Genomic DNA, 16,003 nt, shown 5'->3' on the forward strand with positions numbered 1-16,003 from the left:
CTCTACGGCACGATGCTGAACACGAACGACCCTGTCGTGGGGCGGTAGCACACCGTGTCGTCGCAGGCCTGGTAGCGCAGACTGACGACGCCGGGCATCTGCGTGTCGGCAGCGAGACGCGCCTGGCCTTCCGCTGTCAGCGTGAAGGCGTACGTGACGGTGAACGGTTTCATGTAGGCGCGAGACGACTCGCCCGTCGGCGGGAACACGTACACCTCTGACTTCGGATACACGACCTTACCCGGCGTGAGCCTCGACGCGGGTTGCAGCGTGGCGCTGAAGGGCACGTATCCCTTCTCGTCTGGCGCGTAGACGTGCATCTTCGGTTTCGGTGTGACGACGATCGTGACGGAGCCACGACCGTCAGCGCCGATTCGTACGGGCCCGCGCGCTTCGGCCAACAGGTGCGGCGTGGTCAGCCGGGGCCCGAGTGGCGCCGAATCGAGAAATGCAGGGGGGCGCGGCTGCGCCCCTGCCACGGCAGCGCCAGTCAACAACACGGCGACGACGACCGCACGAACCATCGTCCGATTACAGCACGAACAGACCGGGCACCGGGCACCGGGACGTCCTTTCACCTTTCCGCGTACGCCGTACGCCGTAAGCGGCCCGTCAGCTCGCACTCAACCAGGCGACGCCGTAGGGCGGCAGAGCCACAGACAGCACGCCGTTGGCCACCTGGTAGCGTGCCGTCCCGAGCACGTCGCGCCACACGGTGTCGTCACCGATGTCCTCGGCGCGCAGGCGCACGCGCACGCGCTGGTCGGTGACGTTGGTGAGTGCGATGAGCCGCTGCACGCCGGGCCGTTCACGCAGCAGGGCGAACACGCCCGTGCCCGCGTCGAGGATCGCCTGCGACGCATTGGGATGGAACGCCGGCTGCGCGATGCGGCGCCGCACCATGCGGCGCATGCCGCGCGCCACCTGCGACACCCAGCACTCCCGATCGTCGAGCAGCCGCATCAGCGACGCCTCTTCGTACGTGCGTCTGTTGATGCTGCGCTTCTCGGCGCCGTGCAGCACGGCGTCGGTGTCGTTGCGGGCGCCGAACAGCGTCGGGAGATAGATGCCGGGCACGCCGCGCATGGCGAACGGGATCGAGCGCGCGGCGAGGAAACGCGCCACCTGCAGCGACTGCGACTCGCCGTTGCCATCCTTGTTGAGCGCGCTGTACCACGCGATGTTCAGTTCGTAGGGACTCTGCGTACCGTCTCCGTTGGAGCGGTACGACACGAACCCGCCGTGCGCGAGCGTGCGATCGACGAGCGCCGCGACGTCCTCGTCGGTCAGGATCGCCCGCGCCCCGAGCAAGCCGACCCCATCGTGCGACGACAGGAAGTTGAAGTAGTTGGCCGTGTCGGAGATCGGCGTGAGGGTGCGCGCCCACCGCGAGAGCGTGTCGCACGACCCCGTGTGGAACGAGTGCAGCACCAGCGGCGGCAGCGCGAAATTGTACACGAGCTGCGCCTCGTCGGAGCCGTTGCCGAAGTAGCCGATGTTGTCGGCGTGCGGAACGTTGGTCTCCGTGATCAGCGCGACGCGCGGCGCCACCACGTCGAGGATCGCGCGAAAGAGCTGCACCACGGCGTGCGTCTGCCGCAGGTGCGCGCAGCTGGTCCCGAGCTCGCGCCAGATGTAGGTGACCGCGTCGAGACGGATGACGTCGGCGCCGCGCTGGACGTACGACAGGAGGATCTCCACCACGCGCATCAGCACACGCGGGTTGCGGAAGTTCAGGTCCACCTGGTCCGGACTGAACGTCGTCCAGACGTAGCGCTGGCCGTTGATCGTCCGGAAGGGCGTGAGGAGATCGGACGTCCGCGGGCGGAGGATCAGCCGCAGGTAGTCCGGCGAGATGGCGTCCTTCGTGCTGAAGGCGACAAAGAAGTCCTCGTAGCCCGGACGGCCGTTGAGGAAATGCTGGAACCAGCGACTGCGGCTCGACGCGTGGTTGAAGACACCGTCGAACATCAGGCGGAACTCCGACGCGAGCGCAGCGATGTCGTCCCACGACCCCAGCCGCGGATCGACCTCTTCGTAGTCGACGATCGAGAACCCGCGGTCAGAGGAATACGGGAAGAACGGGAGGATGTGAACCGTATTGATCGAACTGCGCATGAAGCGCCGCAGGAAGCTTGCCAGCACCTGCAGCGGCCGACGTCCCGGCGACGTGAGCAGATCGCCGTAGGTGATGAGGACGATGTCGCGCTCGGAGAAGCGTTCGGCCGCGTGGAACGACGCGTCGGCCGCAAGCAGCGCCGGCGGCTTGTGCGCGTAGTACACGCGCATCAGCCGCTCGAGATCCGGCATCGTCTCCTCGGCCACCTCCTGCCCGTACATCAGCACGAGCAGCTCCAGCATCCGCTGTCGCTGCGCGTCGGTGATCGCGAGCAGGGGCTGCGAGTAGTCGGGTTCCGACAGGTGCGGGAGCCGCCAGGTGTCCGTGAACGCCCCGGCTCCCTTCAGCGATGCTGCGGCCTCCTCCATGCGCACAAACGTAACAGAAGCGGCGATCACATTTTCGTCGTCGAGGCCGCAGAACCGTCATCCCGCTGGCGGGCGATACGTGTTCTGGCGCGCCGGTGCTCCTTGCTCCCTGGTGCGGGAATTGCAATGCAGGGACCGGCATGGCTGCGACGGCCCGCGCGCGCGTTTCAGTACCCGACTCCCCCGAGGGGTCGGTACGCGCGGCGTTCGGCCACGTGCGGCCGCTGTACATCCCGGTGCAGCTCGATGGCCTCGTCGTCGATTCCGTGGTCGACTTCCACCTGCACCTGCAGACCTCGCCCGGCCATTTCGTCCTCTTTCGCGGGCCCGATCTCGAGTTCACCACGACGCATCACGCGCGCCTGCTCGCCAACAACGTCCAGACCCTCTGGCTGAAGGGCGACGAGCGGCGGCGCTACGAGCACTACGTCGAGCGGCATCTCGAAACGCTCCTGTCCAACCCGGCGATCGCCACGCCGCGCAAGGTGGAACTGCTCCAGTCGGCCGCCCAGACGACGCTGGAGTCGGTGATGGTAGACCCGCGACACACGGAGGCGGTGCCCCGGACGCGGCGCGTGGCACAGCAGACCGTGCAACTGCTCGTGAAGGAGCAGGAGGCGCTCGGCCACATGGCGGCGCTGATGGCGCGCGATTACGACACGGTGCGCCACTCGATGAACGTGAGCATCTTCGCCACAGGCCTGGCCTACGCCGCCGGCGTCCGCAACGCCACGGACCTGCGCGACCTGGCCCTCGGCGGCCTCTTGCACGACATCGGCAAGAGCGAACTGCCTCGCGAACTGATCGTGAAGCCCGGCGCCTATACCGACGAGGAAATGGCCCTGATGCGGACCCACGTGACGCGCGGCGAGCACATCCTCCAGCACGACGGCCGCATGGGGTCGCTGGGCATGGTGGTGGTGTCGCAGCACCACGAGCGCCTGTCGGGCAATGGCTATCCACGCGCCCTCGAGCCACAACACCTCCACCTGTTCGGCCGCATCGCCGGCATCGCCGACGTGTACGATGCGATGACCAGCGACAGGAGCTACCAGCGCGCCATGAAACCCGTCGACGCCCTCCACCTCATGTCGACGCACATGGCGTCGCACTTCGACCAGGAGCTTCTCGCGCAGTTCATCAAGACGCTCAGGGCCCCCGCGAACTGATTCATCCAACTTTTGCCCGGCAGCTCTCGTCTAAGCCGTCGGATCCGTGCGCACACTCTTTGTCATCCTGAGCCTGTCAGGTTCGGCTGCCTGTGTATCCAACCGCGCCGACGTCCCGGCAGATCGCGCCGAGACACGCGCGCCGGCCACCGTGGCCGTCGCGCAGCGCGACGTCTCGCACGTCGTGCGCATGCACGGTACGGTCGAAGCCGAGAACGCGGTGGGCGTGGTCGTGCCGCGCATCCTCGGACAGAACCTGAACGCCCGTGTCGTCACGCGGCTCGCCCCCAACGGCGCGCGCGTGAAGGCCGGCGATCTGGTCGTCGAGTTCGATCGCCAGGCGCAACTGAACACGGCGCTCGAGAAGAAGGCGGAGTTCCGCGATCTCGAAGAGCAGGTCCACCGCAAGGTGGCCGAGCAGACCGAGGCGCGTGCCAGGGACGACACGGCCATCAAGACCGCCGAGAACGCGCTGGCGCTCGCACGCCTCGAGGTGGACAAGAATCCCCTGCTGCCGCGCATCGACGCCGAGAAGAACCTGCTCCTGCGCGAATCGAGCGAGGCCGAACTGGCGCAGCTCCGCAAGACGTACTCCCTCAAGCAGGTGGCCGCGCGGGCCGAGATCCGTACACTGGAAATCAGGCGCGACAGGGCGCGCCGCGCGTGGCAGCACGCCGAGGCCAACGCGGAGCGGCTGTCGGTGCGGGCCCCGCTCGACGGCCTCGTGGTGCTGCGCTCGATGTGGAAGGGTGGCCGCATGGGCGAACCACAGGAGGGGGAAGAGGTCAGGACCGGGCTCGGCCTGCTCGACATCGTCGCCGAGGGGGCCGTGCGCGTGCGCGTGAAGGTGAATCAGGCAGACGTGGCTGGGCTCGCCGTCGGCCTGCCCGCGAGCATCTCGCTCGACGCGTATCCCGACAAGCGCTTCGAGGGACGGCTGGAGCGCCTGGCGCCGGTGGCCACGCCCGGCATGTCCGAGAAGGTCCGCAGCCTCGTGGCGCTGTTCTCGGTGGACGGGCGCGACGCCGTCCTCACGCCCGATCTCTCCGCAGCCGTCGACGTCCGTCTCGGGTCGTGGTCAGGCGTGCTGGCGCTGCCGCGACAGGCGATCGCGTGGAAGGACGGCCGGCCCGGGGTGATCCGCGACGGTCGCTGGCAGGCGGTGACGCTCACGACCCTCACGCCATCGGATGCCGTGATCGCGTCGGGACTCGCGGCCGGCGACCGCGTGGCGCTCGCGGGAGGTCCCTCGTGACCAGACCGCGGCCCTCGCGCCGCGCGGCGGCGCTGGTCGTCGCTCTCGCCCTCGTCGGCTTCGGTGGCTGGCACGTGTTCGGCCGTGGCGCCGACATGAGCGGCGTCGATACGGTGGAGGTCACGCGCGGTCGCTTCGACGACAGGGCCACCGTCCGCGGCGAGATCCGCGCACTCCGCTCGCAGGCCCTGACGGCACCGTCGGACGCCGGCGAGCTCCGCATCCTCGAACTCGCGCCCAACGGCGCACCCGTCCGCAAGGGCGACGTCGTGATCGCCTTCGACGCCACGTCCCTTCGTCAGCGCCTCGACGAGAAGCGGTCCGACCTGCGCGCGTCGCGCGCCGAGATCAGCAGGGCCGAAGCCGAAGGCCGGCTCGACCTCGAGGCCCTGACCACGGGCCGCGTGACGGCGGAGTTCGACGTCGAGCGCGCACGCCTCGACGTCAAGGCCGGCGAACTGCAGTCGCGGTTCGACGAACAGAAGGCTCGCCTGTTGCTCTCGGACAAGGAACAGAAGCTCACCGAAACCGACACGGTGCTGGCCAGCGGACGTGCCGCGACGAAAGCCACCGTCGGCGGGCTCACCGGCAAGCTCGAACGCGCTGAAGCCGAGGTCGGACGCACGTCGCGCGGCCTGGAGGCCCTCGTCATCAAGGCGCCCACAGACGGCCTGATGGTGGTGCTCGACAACTGGCGCGCGGGACAGTTCGGTCAGGGGCAGCGCGCGTTCCAGGTTGGGGATTCCGCGTGGCCCGGTGCACAGATCGCCGAGCTGCCCGACCTGTCGTCGGCGCGCATGACGGCCATGGTCGACGAGGTGGATCGCAGCCGCCTGACCGTCGGCCAGGACGCCACGATCCGCATCGACGCCGTGGCGGATGCCGACATCCCGGCTCGGCTCGCGTCGATCGGGACGATTGCGAAGATGGACACGAGCGGCGGCTGGCCCCCGAAGCGCGGATTCGAGCTCGTGCTCGAACTGGCAGCCAACGACCCCCGCATCAGGCCTGGCATGACCGCCGTCGCGCGCGTGTCCGTTGCGCGCCACCAGAACCAGATCCTCGTGCCGTCGCGGGCACTGTTCCCCCACGGCGGCCGCACCGTGGCGTACGTGGTGACGTCACGCGGATTCGAACCGCGCCTCGTGAGCATCGCGCACAGGAACGACGATGTGACGGCCGTGGCCGCGGGTCTCGAACCAGGGGAACGCGTGGCGGTGGCACCTCCGGCAGACGCCGAAGAACGCCTCACCGCTCTGGAAGGACGCACACGATGACAGGCCGCGCGATCGTCGCCACGCTCATGACGACGGCACTCGGCCTCACGACGACGGCCTGCACGACGACATCGGGCGACGCATCGGTGCCGACCACGCAAGTGCAGCGCGGAGACATCAGCGCCGACGTCTACACCGCGGGCGAGTTCGTCGCCACCCGTTCGCAACTGGTCACCGCGCCAGCCGTCGGCGGCAGTCTGCGACTCGTGGAGGTGCTGCCCACGGGCGCGCGCGTCGAAGCCGGCACCACGGTGATGCGCTTCGACACCGCCGAGCAGGAGTTCTCGCTCGAGATCAGCGAGAGCGAGGTGGCCGAGTCGACGCTCGAAATCGAGAAGCTGGATGCCGACAGGCAGGTGCAGGCCGCACAGGACGAAGTGAACCTGCTGAAGGCCCGCTTCGACGTCAGGCGCGCGGAACTCGACGTGACGACCAACGAACTGCTGTCGGAGGTCGACGCGCGCAAGAACCAGCTCACGCTCGAGGAGTCGCGCCGCAAGCTCGCGCAGATCGAAGAAGACGTCCAGTCACGCGCCCAGACAAGCCAGGCCGCGCGCGCGGTGGCCGACGAGAAGCGGCAGAAGGCCACCCTCTCGCGCGATCGCGCCAGGCTGGCCATCGAGCAGATGCGTGTCACGGCGCCGTTCGCCGGCATCGTCGCCGTCCGCCAGAACCAGGATGCCAACGGCGGTGCGTTCTTCCCCGGCATGTCGCTGCCTGACTACCGCGAAGGCGACACGGTGTTCCCGGGCCGGCCCGTGCTGATGGTGCTCGACCCGGCAGCCATCAACGTGCGTGCGCGCGTGCCGGAATCGCTCGCCGCCAGCGTGAAGGTCGGCCAGAAGGCATCGATCCAGCTCGATGGCAGTACGCGAGCCCCCATCGACGCCACTGTCGCCACGGTGGCGGGCATGGCCGATCGCGGCGGCGTGTGGCGCGCGTCCTCGCAACGCGAGTTCGACGTCACGTTCAGGATGGAGGGCGCCGACGGCACCGTCGACGCCGGACGCACCGCACGCGTGACGATCGAAGGCACGCCGCTTCAGGGTGTCCTGTCGCTGCCGCGTCAGGCCATCTTCGATCGCGACGGCACGCCAACGGTGTTTCTCGCCGACGATGGTCGCTTCACACCAACGCCAGTCAAGGTGGTGGCGCGCACGCAGTCGCGCGTGGTCGTCGACGGGCTCACGGAAGGCACGCTCGTCGCGCTGCGCGATCCCACGGTGCGCGACGGCGACGCGCCCGCCGCCGCATCCGCCGCGGGAGGCGCACGATGAACGTCGAGGCACAGGCGATCGCGCGCGCACCGAAGCGTGGATGGGTGTCGCGGTTCGGGCCCGACGTCAGGATGGGACTCGAGAACCTGCTGGCGCACAAGCTGCGTTCCCTGCTCACGATGCTCGGCATGATCTGCGGCGTGGCCGCCGTCGTCGCCATGCTGTCGATCGGCGCCGGCGCGCAGCAGCAGGTCATGGCGTTCATCGAGAATCTCGGCGTGCGCAACCTGATCGTCGAGGCGCGTGAGGCCACTGACTGGCAGAGCATGCAGAAGATGCGCGCCATCTCGCCTGGACTGACGTTCAACGACGTGCGGCTGGTGGACGCCAACGTGCCGGAGATGTCGGCAATCTCGCCGCGCAAGCGCTTCACGCCCACGGCCCTGCTGCCGCGCCCCGCGCGCGACATGCCCGTGGTGTTCGGCGTGGCCCCGGCCTATCAAGCCATCGCGGGTCTCACGCTCTCGGAAGGCCGCTTCTTCGACGCCGAGGAAGCGCAGGCCGCGGCGCCCGTGGCCGTCCTCGGCGACGGCGTGGCCGACGCGCTCTTCCCGGGCACGACGCCGATCGACAAGCACGTGAAGGTCAACGAGCAGTGGCTGCGCATCGTGGGCGTGATCCGCCCGCAGATGGCCGCGCCGCGCGGCACGAGCGGCCTGCCGGCCGACGACCGCAACAACCTGATCTACGTGCCCGTGTGGACGGCGATCCTGCGTCTGGAAGACACGACGAGCGGCTTCAAGGACGAGATCGACGGCATGTACGTGCAGGTGCACGAGGCGTCGACGTCGCCGGCGGCCGCGCAGGCGATCAGAGGCCTGCTCGACGAGACGCACAAGCGATCCGGCGACTACTCCCTCGTCGTACCGGCGGAACTGCTCGCCGAACAGCAGCGCACGCAACGCATCTTCCAGATGGTGATGGTGGCCATCGCGTCGATCTCGCTGCTGGTCGGCGGCATCGGCATCATGAACATCATGCTCGCGAGCGTGATGGAGCGGACGCGCGAGATCGGCGTCAGGCGCGCCGTCGGTGCGACGCAGGCCGAGGTCGTGCGGCAGTTCCTCATCGAAGCGACGATCATCTCCGGCCTCGGCGGCGTGCTCGGCGTTGTCGTTGGCGTCCTGATCTCGCGCCTGGTCGCCTACTTCGCCGGCTGGACGACGGTGATCACGCCGTTCTCGGTGGTGCTCGCGTTCACGGTGTCGGTGGCCGTCGGCCTGCTGTTCGGCGTCTACCCCGCCCGCAAGGCCGCGCGACTGGATCCCGTCAAAGCCCTGCACTACGAATAGTTCGACTCGTTCCAGACGAGACCTCAGGTCTCGTCTGGACCTCGCTCACTACACGCGGAACGTGGCGACATGCACGTACGTCTTTCAACGCGTGCCTGCTGCCGTGGCTACGGGGCTCGACGCCCTGCGCGCCAATCCTCTCCGCACACTCCTCTCGACCGTCGGCGTCGTCATGGGGGCCGCATCGCTTGCGGCGGTGCTGTCGCTGGCCGACGGCGCCGAATCCTTCACGCGCGAGCGGATCGCGTTCGAGGGCATGCAGCGCATCACGCTCGAAGCGAAGACGTTCGACTCGATCGACGGCCATCGCGTGCCGCGCGCGAACTACCCGATCTTCACGCCCGCCGACGCGACTCAGGTCGCAACCGCGATCCCTGACGCTGATGTTCGTCTCGAGGTGACGGGCACCGCGCTGGCGGGCTGTCAGGAAGGCCAATCGTGCCTGGAACTGCCGGCAGCTCCCGATCCTGCGGTTCGCGCGGTCCGCCTGCTCGGCGTGTGGGCGACAGGACGCACCGTGGCGCCAGCCATGCTGCAGGGCCGGTGGTTCACCGAAGAGGAGATCCGGTCGGCGGCGCACGTCGCCGTCGTCACGAAGCAGACTGGCGATGCGCTCGTCACGCCATCGTCTGGCGCGGCGCCGATCGGGCAGTCGCTGACGCTGGGTGGCGCATCCTACGACATCGTCGGTGTCGTGGCCGACGGACCGGGAGCGCGCGACCTGATGGCCACGGTGCCGCTCGAGGCGATAGACGCCGCGCTCGTCGCCGTGCCGCAGCCACGCGCGCGGACGCTCAGCGTGACGGTGCCGAACGTCGAGGCGGCTCACGACGCGCGGCGGCGACTGGAAGACGTCGTGAAGACGCGCGCCGATTGGGCCGGACAGGTGCGCACCGTGGCGCACGGGCCCGAGCGGCTCGCGCAGGCCACACAAGGCATCCTCGTGATGAAACTGATGCTCGGCGCCTTCACGTCGATCTCGCTGCTGGTCGGCGGCGTGGGCATCATGAACGTGCTGCTCGCGTCGGTCGCCGAGCGCACCCGCGAGATCGGCATTCGCAAGGCCGTCGGCGCCCGACGACGCGACATCCTCGCCCAGTTCCTCACCGAGTCGATCGCGATCTCGGCCGCCGGCAGCGTCATCGGCGTGGTGGTCGGCCTTGCGGGCGCCTACCTCGTCACCGCCATCATCAGGGCGCGCACCGAAGCCTTGATCTATGCCTCCGTGAGCGTCAGCACACTGCTCGTGAGCGCCCTCGCCGCGCTGGCAGTCGGTCTCGTCTTTGGCACCTACCCCGCCATCCGCGCCGCCCGCCTCTCCCCCATCGACGCCATCGTGCGGGAGTGAACGGGACGGGCACCCACAAGGGGTGCCCCTACATCAACGCGGGGCCGCGCCAGCCCCCGCCTGCCATGTAGGGGCGGCCCTTGCCTGCCCTCTGTAGCTGCGCGGCAGCGAAAGAGGATGGCCGCCCGCGATGTCGCGAGTCATGACCAGTTGCCACGCCGAATGTCGCCAGTGAAAGAGAGACCATCCCGTCTCGTCTCACAGGAGGCTTTCACGTGCACATTCGATCGATGCTGACCGTCCTCGCGGCTACCACGCTGTTCGTTGCGGCGACAGGCGCCACTCAGGATGCTGCGAAGCGAAGCAAGGGGACATCGAAGGCGGCGGCCACGCGGACCGAAACGGTGGACAAGAACGAGAATCGAGGGGCAGCCCCACAGGACCTCGGGAACTTCGAGATCCAGCGGCTGAATCGCACGCCACACACGCCTCGGCCCGAGGCCAGGCCGTTCCAGGGGGGCGCCGGGGACGGACAGAGCATTCGCCGGGCTGGACCACAGAAGGCGGGCAGCGCCAGGGCACGTCCGTCAGATACGACGGCGACGAAGAGAACGCCCGCAAAACCCCGTCGGAAGTCGTAGCTGTCGAGACTCAGAACGAGAAGTAGAAGACGAGGTCGATGCCGTACTGCTCGATTCTTTGCGTGAGCGATCGGTTACCTGTTGTCAGGCCGTCGCCTTCGGCGACGTTACCCTGCAGGCGCAGGTAGTCGGCCAGGCGGTATTCCAGGAGGAACTGGGAGACCTGCTGGTTGCCGAACTGCTGACGGAAGCGCAGGAAGAGATCCTGCGTCACCTGCTGGCCGATCACGACGGCGGGATTGACGCGCCCGTTGGGATCGGTGGTCTCGACCTCGAACTGGTCGAGTGAGAGCGTGCTGCCGAGCGCCTCGGCGAGCGGCGACACCACGAAGCCCGCGGCGATACCGCCCGCGCGCGACGACAGGGAGTTCTGCTGCCCGGTCCCCAGTTGGTTGAGCGGCTGGTTGAACACGATGAGCGCGAGAATGTCGCCGTTGTCGAGCGGCGGGTCCGACGACAGCGACAGATCCGGCTGGCTCGCCGTGCCCTGGATACGCACGCGAGCCTCCACGCCCTGGATGACGCGCTGCGCCGTGATGTCCAGGCGCGGATCGATTTCCTCGTTCCCGCGGAAGAGAATCTGCCCGTCCGAGAGGATGTCGAAGCGACGCCCCTGGTACGCATACGTGCCGCGCACCGTCTTGACGGCGCCGAGCAGCACGATGGGCTGGCCCGCCGTCTTGGCCACGCGGAAGTCGCCGCCGAACGTCGCGTTGATGTCGCCGATCGACGCGCGCGCCACTTCGATGCTCTGCCCGCGCAGCACGAGATTGTCGGGGATGCGCACCTGGACGTTGAGCGCCAGGTTCTCGAACACACTCGCAGGCTCGGCGGCGGCTTCCCCGGTGGATGGTGCTCCCGACGCCGCGGCCGACGTCTGCGCCGGCACGTCAGGGTCCGGCGCAGCCGGACGACCGACACTGAACGTGTTCATGCCCGGCGCGAGCGCCAGCGGTTTGTCATCGGAGTCGAGCAGATCCGGTACGATCGCGCCGCGCAGACGGTCGGAGGGAATGCCCTGGTACTCGGCGCGCGTGGCGTACGCGGTGTCGGACACCTGCGGAACGATTTCGTCAAGCTCGAGGCGTCCGCTCGACACCGAGATCGTGCCCTCGATCGACGGCGCGATGACGGTCCCGGTGATCGTCAGGTCCGTGGTGAGGTCGAGCACGCCGAACTCGTTGTTCAGCACGCGGAAGTCCTCGCCCTTCAGGCGCAGCGTGACGGTGTTGGCCTGCTCGCGGCTCAGCCCGAGCTCCCCCTGCGCCGACAGTCGATCCCCCCGCGCGCTCTCGACGCCCAGTTCGGAGATGAGCACTCGCTCGTCCTCGAACGTCATGATGGCGTCGAGCTTCCTGTAACTCACGCCCGTCGCAGGCACGGTGAACGCGCCGTTGGAGACGAACACCACGCCCCGCAGATGCGGATCGCGACCCGCGCCCGTCACGCGGACGTCGACCTGCGCCTGCCCGCCGAGCCCCGTCACGTGCGGCGTCACGCCCTCGGCCAGCGCGATGTCGATCGGCGTGGACACGATCGCGACGTCGAACTTGTCCTGCTCGGACGGGGCCACGTGCTCCCCGGCGCGTCCATCGAGCGCAGTCCTCGGCACCACGCCCTTCGCCGTCACCTTCGCGAAGCCGTCCTTGTCGATCTCGACATCGATGTGCGCCAGCGTTCCGTCGAACGTGATCTGCCCGCCGGCGCTCTTCACGTCGATGTTCCGCACCCGCCCCTCGGTGACCATCACCTGGCCATCCACCAGGGGACGCTCGCGCGTTCCGGCCAGCGTCGCCGAGACGTTGAGCACGCCGTCGGCATCGACGTCCTGCGCCGCGAGGACGAGCGCATCGCCGATGTCCACGTTCACGGTTTCGACACGAACCGAAGACTCGGCATCGGCCGCCAGCCCGATGGTTCCTTCGACCTGCACGCGCTGCGTGCCGCGCGACATGTCGAGCGCACCGATCGTCACCTGCGCCGGCGTGATGTCCATGCGCGCGGTGGTCCCTGATGTCAGCGACCACGACACGCCATTGCGCGACACCTCCGCGGCGTCGAGCGTCAGTCGCTGCATCGTCTCCTCGAGCGCGAGCGAACCACGGGCCGCGAGATCGCGCACAGCGTCGTTGCCCGTGACGTCGAATCGCACGAGACGATCGGTGTAGCCGACGATGCCCTTCACCTCCGGCAGCGTCTGACCGGCGACCTGCACGCGCTGCCCGTCGACGGACGCCTGCACGTCGACGCGCTCCGGATCCCAGTCGGGCACGCGCACGGCGTACTGCGCCGTGACGGTGTCGGCCGCCACGAGATCCTCGTACGCGACCTGATCGCCTGCGATCGTGCCCGTGACGAGGACATCCGCGCGTGTTCCCGCGACTCGCCCCTCGGTGGTCGCCGCACCTGTCAGTGGCAGATCCGCCACCTTCGCCGGCTGCACGAGCGACGCGGCTTCGATGCGGTAGCGCAGGTCGGATGCCACGTCCGGCGCAAGGCCGACGACGCCGTTTGCAGACACGGTGAACCCATCGCCCGCACCATCGAGCCGGCGCACTGTCGCCTTGCCGTCTGCCACTGCCACGTCCGCCGTCAGCGTCGTGAACGGCACGCCGAACAGCGAGGACGCGTCGAGGGCCACGCTACCGTCGATCTCGATCGCGTCGATCGAGATTGCGCCGACGTCGGGGATGCCGACCTTCGCGTCGACGCGTCCCCTCAGCACGCCGCTCGCGACCGGCGTCCCCGTGAGCGTCTCGAGCGGGAAGCCCTCGATGGCGCCCTTCGCCGTGACGTCGACGCGATCCCTGTCGAGCGTCACGCTGTAGACCACGTCAGGCATGCGGCCGCCGTACGTGGTGGTGTCGGTCAACGTGCCGGTTGCGTCCACGCGCAGCCCCTCGCTGCCGCGCTGCTCGCCAGTCACGTCGAACGTCCCGTTGACGATGCCGGCGAGTTCGGGGGCAGTCATGGCCTGCACGTCGAGTGCCTTGCCGAGCCGCTGGACGTCGAGGCCCGCCACGGTACCCGTCGCACCGAACGTGAAGCCGCGCGGCGCGCGCGCGAACCGGCCGATGGTGCCATCAGTGAGCGACGCGCCTTCGACTGTCGATGCCGCGAGCGTGACATCCGCCGTCAGCGCACTCAACGGCCCCGTCGCCGTGTAGGTGCCCGTCACGTCCGAGTCGAGTTCGGGTACCTGGAGGTGCGCGGGCAGCTTCCTGAGGTCGAGTCCCGCGATCCGACCCGCGAGATCCAGCGACCACTCGCGCTGACGGCCGTCCGGACGCGTGATCGTGCCTCTCGTCGTCGCTCGCGATCCGTAGGCGACGGCTGACGCATCGAGTCCGATGCGCGCACCGTCGAGCCTGACCTTCGCCGTGACGTCCGTGGCGTCGTAGCCGTACGCACTCGCGCGCGGTCCCGTGAACGTCGCGGTGCCGTCGACCGGGAATCCCTCCGTCGCCGACGGAAACCGCAGGTCGAACGTCGTGTTGCCCGTGATGCGTCCGTGCGCCTCGTCCGACCCGACGATCGGCGCGAGATCGAGATCGGCCACGCTCACCGTGCCCGACAGGCCACGTTCCGGGCCTGTGGCGTCGAGCGTGACTGTCCCCTTCGCCTCGCCGGCCTCGGACGAGGTGACGTCCACGTCGAGCGCAAGTGCATCGAGCGTGCCGGACACGCCGACCGTCAGTTCCGGGTGCAGCGCCATGCCGCCCGTCGGGACGAACCGTTCGATCTCGGGCAGCGAGACGGGACGCCCGGCAACGCGCATGTCGAACGTCCACGGCGCGTCAACGCCCGTGCGCGTCATCGTCCCGCCGACCGTCACATCCGATTCGCCGGTACGCGCGGCAATCGACTGGAAGCGCCATCCCGCCGGCATGCTGACGACGCGGCCGGCGAGCGAGCGGAGATCGAGGTCGGGTTGCGACGCGCGGAACGTCAGGCGCCGGACGTCGACGCTCAGTTCGCGCGGACTGCTCGCCACGGCGCCTTCGAAGGCGAGGCCATCGATGCGGCGCGGAATCGCGTCGGTCTGTTGCCCCCCCGTCTCGCGCACCGTGACCTGCACATTCGTGACGCGGATGTCGGGAAGCGTGAACGTCGCGCGCGGGGCGTTCGGGTCGGCAGGTGGTCGAGGCTTCAGCAGGTGCGCCACGTTCCAGCCGTCAGCCGTGTGCACCGCCTCGACGGCCACATCGTCGATCGCGATGTGCTGCACGGTGCGGCCGTCCGACAGCAGGTCGCCGATGGAGTAGCGCAACTCCACAGTGCCGACACGCACGACGGTGAGGCCGTTCTGCTGCACCGACACGTCGCGCAGGCGGACGCCGCCGACGAGCGTACCCTCGATCGATCCGATCTGGAGCGAGCCTTCGAGCGCACGGTCGGCCTGCCGGATGGCGAGACGCCGCAGGCGCTCCCGGAACCACGCGGTCTGCGAGAGCACGCCGCCCACCACGACCAACCCCACCAGCAGCACCAATAGCACCGCGAGGGCGCGAACCGCCCGTCGTCCACGTCGCACCATCAGAACGCCTGTCCGATGCTGAAGTGGAAACGCCAGCGGCGCGGCTCCGGCTCACCGCTCACGAGCAGCCCTTCGATGGGCGTCAACTGGTAACCGATGTCGAACCTGATGGGACCGATGGGCGTGCGGTAGCGCAGGCCAGGACCGACCGAGACGCGCAGGTCGCTCAGGTCGAAGTCGAAGCTGTCGTACCAGACGTTGCCCGCGTCGACGAAGCCCACGATCGTGATCGGCCCGAACGCCGGCACACGGACCTCCGCCGACGATTCCAACAACGAATGCCCGCCGATCGGATTGCCGGCCACCGTGAGCGGCGACACCTCGAACCGGCCCCAGCCGCGCAGGCTCGACGATCCACCCAGGAAATAGCGCTTGAAGAACGGCACGCCCCTGGCGAGCACACCGTCGGCGTCGATCGTGCCGGCGCGCGCACGTGCGGCCAGCACCACGCCGCCGATGGTGGCGTACTGCCGCACCTCCGCCATGTACTCCCGGTAGTCGAAGTCGCCGGGCATCCAGCCGCCCGCCTGCTCGACACGAACACTCCAGAGATGCCCGGAACGCGCGTCGATCAGGTTGGGCGTCGTGTTGTGCTGCAGGTCCAGCGACAACGCGAGGAGTTGCCCCGTGCCGCGCCCCGAGTTGGGATTGAGGCCGAGCGCGATGAGGTCGTCGTAGAACCCGGGGTCGACCAGCGCGGCCTCGGAGACCGTGTAGTCCTCCAACTCGTTGACGAACGTCACCGACGCCGTCGTGATTGACTGCCGGCGACGCACGGGA

Annotated in this window: 10 protein-coding genes; 6 read left to right on the top strand and 4 right to left on the bottom strand. The window is 68.8% G+C overall.

Annotated elements, in window-relative coordinates:
• Positions 1-2: 2 nt before the first annotated feature.
• The gene (locus IT182_17075; protein MCC6165061.1) at positions 3-524 is read right to left on the bottom strand and encodes a hypothetical protein; all 522 of its coding nucleotides are present in this window, start codon (positions 522-524) and stop codon (positions 3-5) included.
• An 88-nt stretch (positions 525-612) separates the two neighbouring features.
• Positions 613-2,487 (bottom strand): sugar phosphorylase, encoded by a 1,875-nt coding sequence (locus IT182_17080; GenBank protein ID MCC6165062.1) that lies wholly within the window; start codon positions 2,485-2,487, stop codon positions 613-615.
• A gap of 140 nt (positions 2,488-2,627) precedes the next feature.
• Between IT182_17080 and IT182_17085 the strand changes: the two genes are divergently transcribed.
• The 6 genes from IT182_17085 (at position 2,628) to IT182_17110 (ending at position 10,105) form a co-directional block, all read left to right on the top strand.
• Complete coding sequence (locus IT182_17085) at positions 2,628-3,656, top strand: HD domain-containing protein (GenBank protein ID MCC6165063.1); 1,029 nt, start codon at positions 2,628-2,630, stop codon at positions 3,654-3,656.
• Positions 3,657-3,702: 46 nt separating this feature from the next.
• On the top strand, positions 3,703-4,911 hold the full coding sequence (locus IT182_17090; protein MCC6165064.1) for an efflux RND transporter periplasmic adaptor subunit: 1,209 nt from the start codon (positions 3,703-3,705) through the stop codon (positions 4,909-4,911).
• On the top strand, positions 4,908-6,188 hold the full coding sequence (locus IT182_17095) for a hypothetical protein (GenBank protein ID MCC6165065.1): 1,281 nt from the start codon (positions 4,908-4,910) through the stop codon (positions 6,186-6,188). The genes IT182_17090 and IT182_17095 overlap by 4 nt, the downstream gene beginning before the upstream one ends.
• A complete protein-coding gene (locus IT182_17100) occupies positions 6,185-7,465 on the top strand; it encodes an HlyD family efflux transporter periplasmic adaptor subunit (protein ID MCC6165066.1) in 1,281 nt (426 codons plus the stop codon). Before IT182_17095 ends, IT182_17100 begins: the two co-directional genes overlap by 4 nt.
• Positions 7,462-8,757 carry an ABC transporter permease gene (locus IT182_17105; GenBank protein MCC6165067.1) on the top strand — a complete coding sequence of 432 codons (1,296 nt, stop codon included), beginning with the start codon at positions 7,462-7,464 and terminating at the stop codon, positions 8,755-8,757. The genes IT182_17100 and IT182_17105 overlap by 4 nt, the downstream gene beginning before the upstream one ends.
• A gap of 61 nt (positions 8,758-8,818) precedes the next feature.
• Positions 8,819-10,105: an ABC transporter permease gene (locus IT182_17110; protein MCC6165068.1), complete on the top strand. Its 1,287-nt coding sequence runs from the start codon at positions 8,819-8,821 to the stop codon at positions 10,103-10,105.
• A 591-nt stretch (positions 10,106-10,696) separates the two neighbouring features.
• Here IT182_17110 and IT182_17115 read toward each other — a convergent pair.
• Together IT182_17115 and IT182_17120 are read right to left on the bottom strand one after the other, a co-directional pair.
• A complete protein-coding gene (locus tag IT182_17115) occupies positions 10,697-15,223 on the bottom strand; it encodes a translocation/assembly module TamB domain-containing protein (protein ID MCC6165069.1) in 4,527 nt (1,508 codons plus the stop codon).
• On the bottom strand, positions 15,223-16,003 hold a 781-nt coding region (locus IT182_17120; protein MCC6165070.1), incomplete at its 5' end, for an outer membrane protein assembly factor. The genes IT182_17115 and IT182_17120, both read right to left, overlap by 1 nt.

This window comes from Acidobacteriota bacterium, from assembly GCA_020845575.1.
Taxonomy (GTDB): domain Bacteria; phylum Acidobacteriota; class Vicinamibacteria; order Vicinamibacterales; family Vicinamibacteraceae; genus Luteitalea.

Excerpts from the sequence above, each read along its gene's own strand:
- IT182_17080 (MCC6165062.1), bottom strand. The coding sequence starts at position 2,487 with ATGGAGGAGGCCGCAGCATCGCTGAAGGGAGCCGGGGCGTTCACGGAC.
- IT182_17075 (MCC6165061.1), bottom strand. The coding sequence starts at position 524 with ATGGTTCGTGCGGTCGTCGTCGCCGTGTTGTTGACTGGCGCTGCCGTG.
- IT182_17115 (MCC6165069.1), bottom strand. The coding sequence starts at position 15,223 with ATGGTGCGACGTGGACGACGGGCGGTTCGCGCCCTCGCGGTGCTATTG.
- IT182_17085 (MCC6165063.1), top strand. The coding sequence starts at position 2,628 with ATGGCTGCGACGGCCCGCGCGCGCGTTTCAGTACCCGACTCCCCCGAG.
- IT182_17100 (MCC6165066.1), top strand. The coding sequence starts at position 6,185 with ATGACAGGCCGCGCGATCGTCGCCACGCTCATGACGACGGCACTCGGC.
- IT182_17105 (MCC6165067.1), top strand. The coding sequence starts at position 7,462 with ATGAACGTCGAGGCACAGGCGATCGCGCGCGCACCGAAGCGTGGATGG.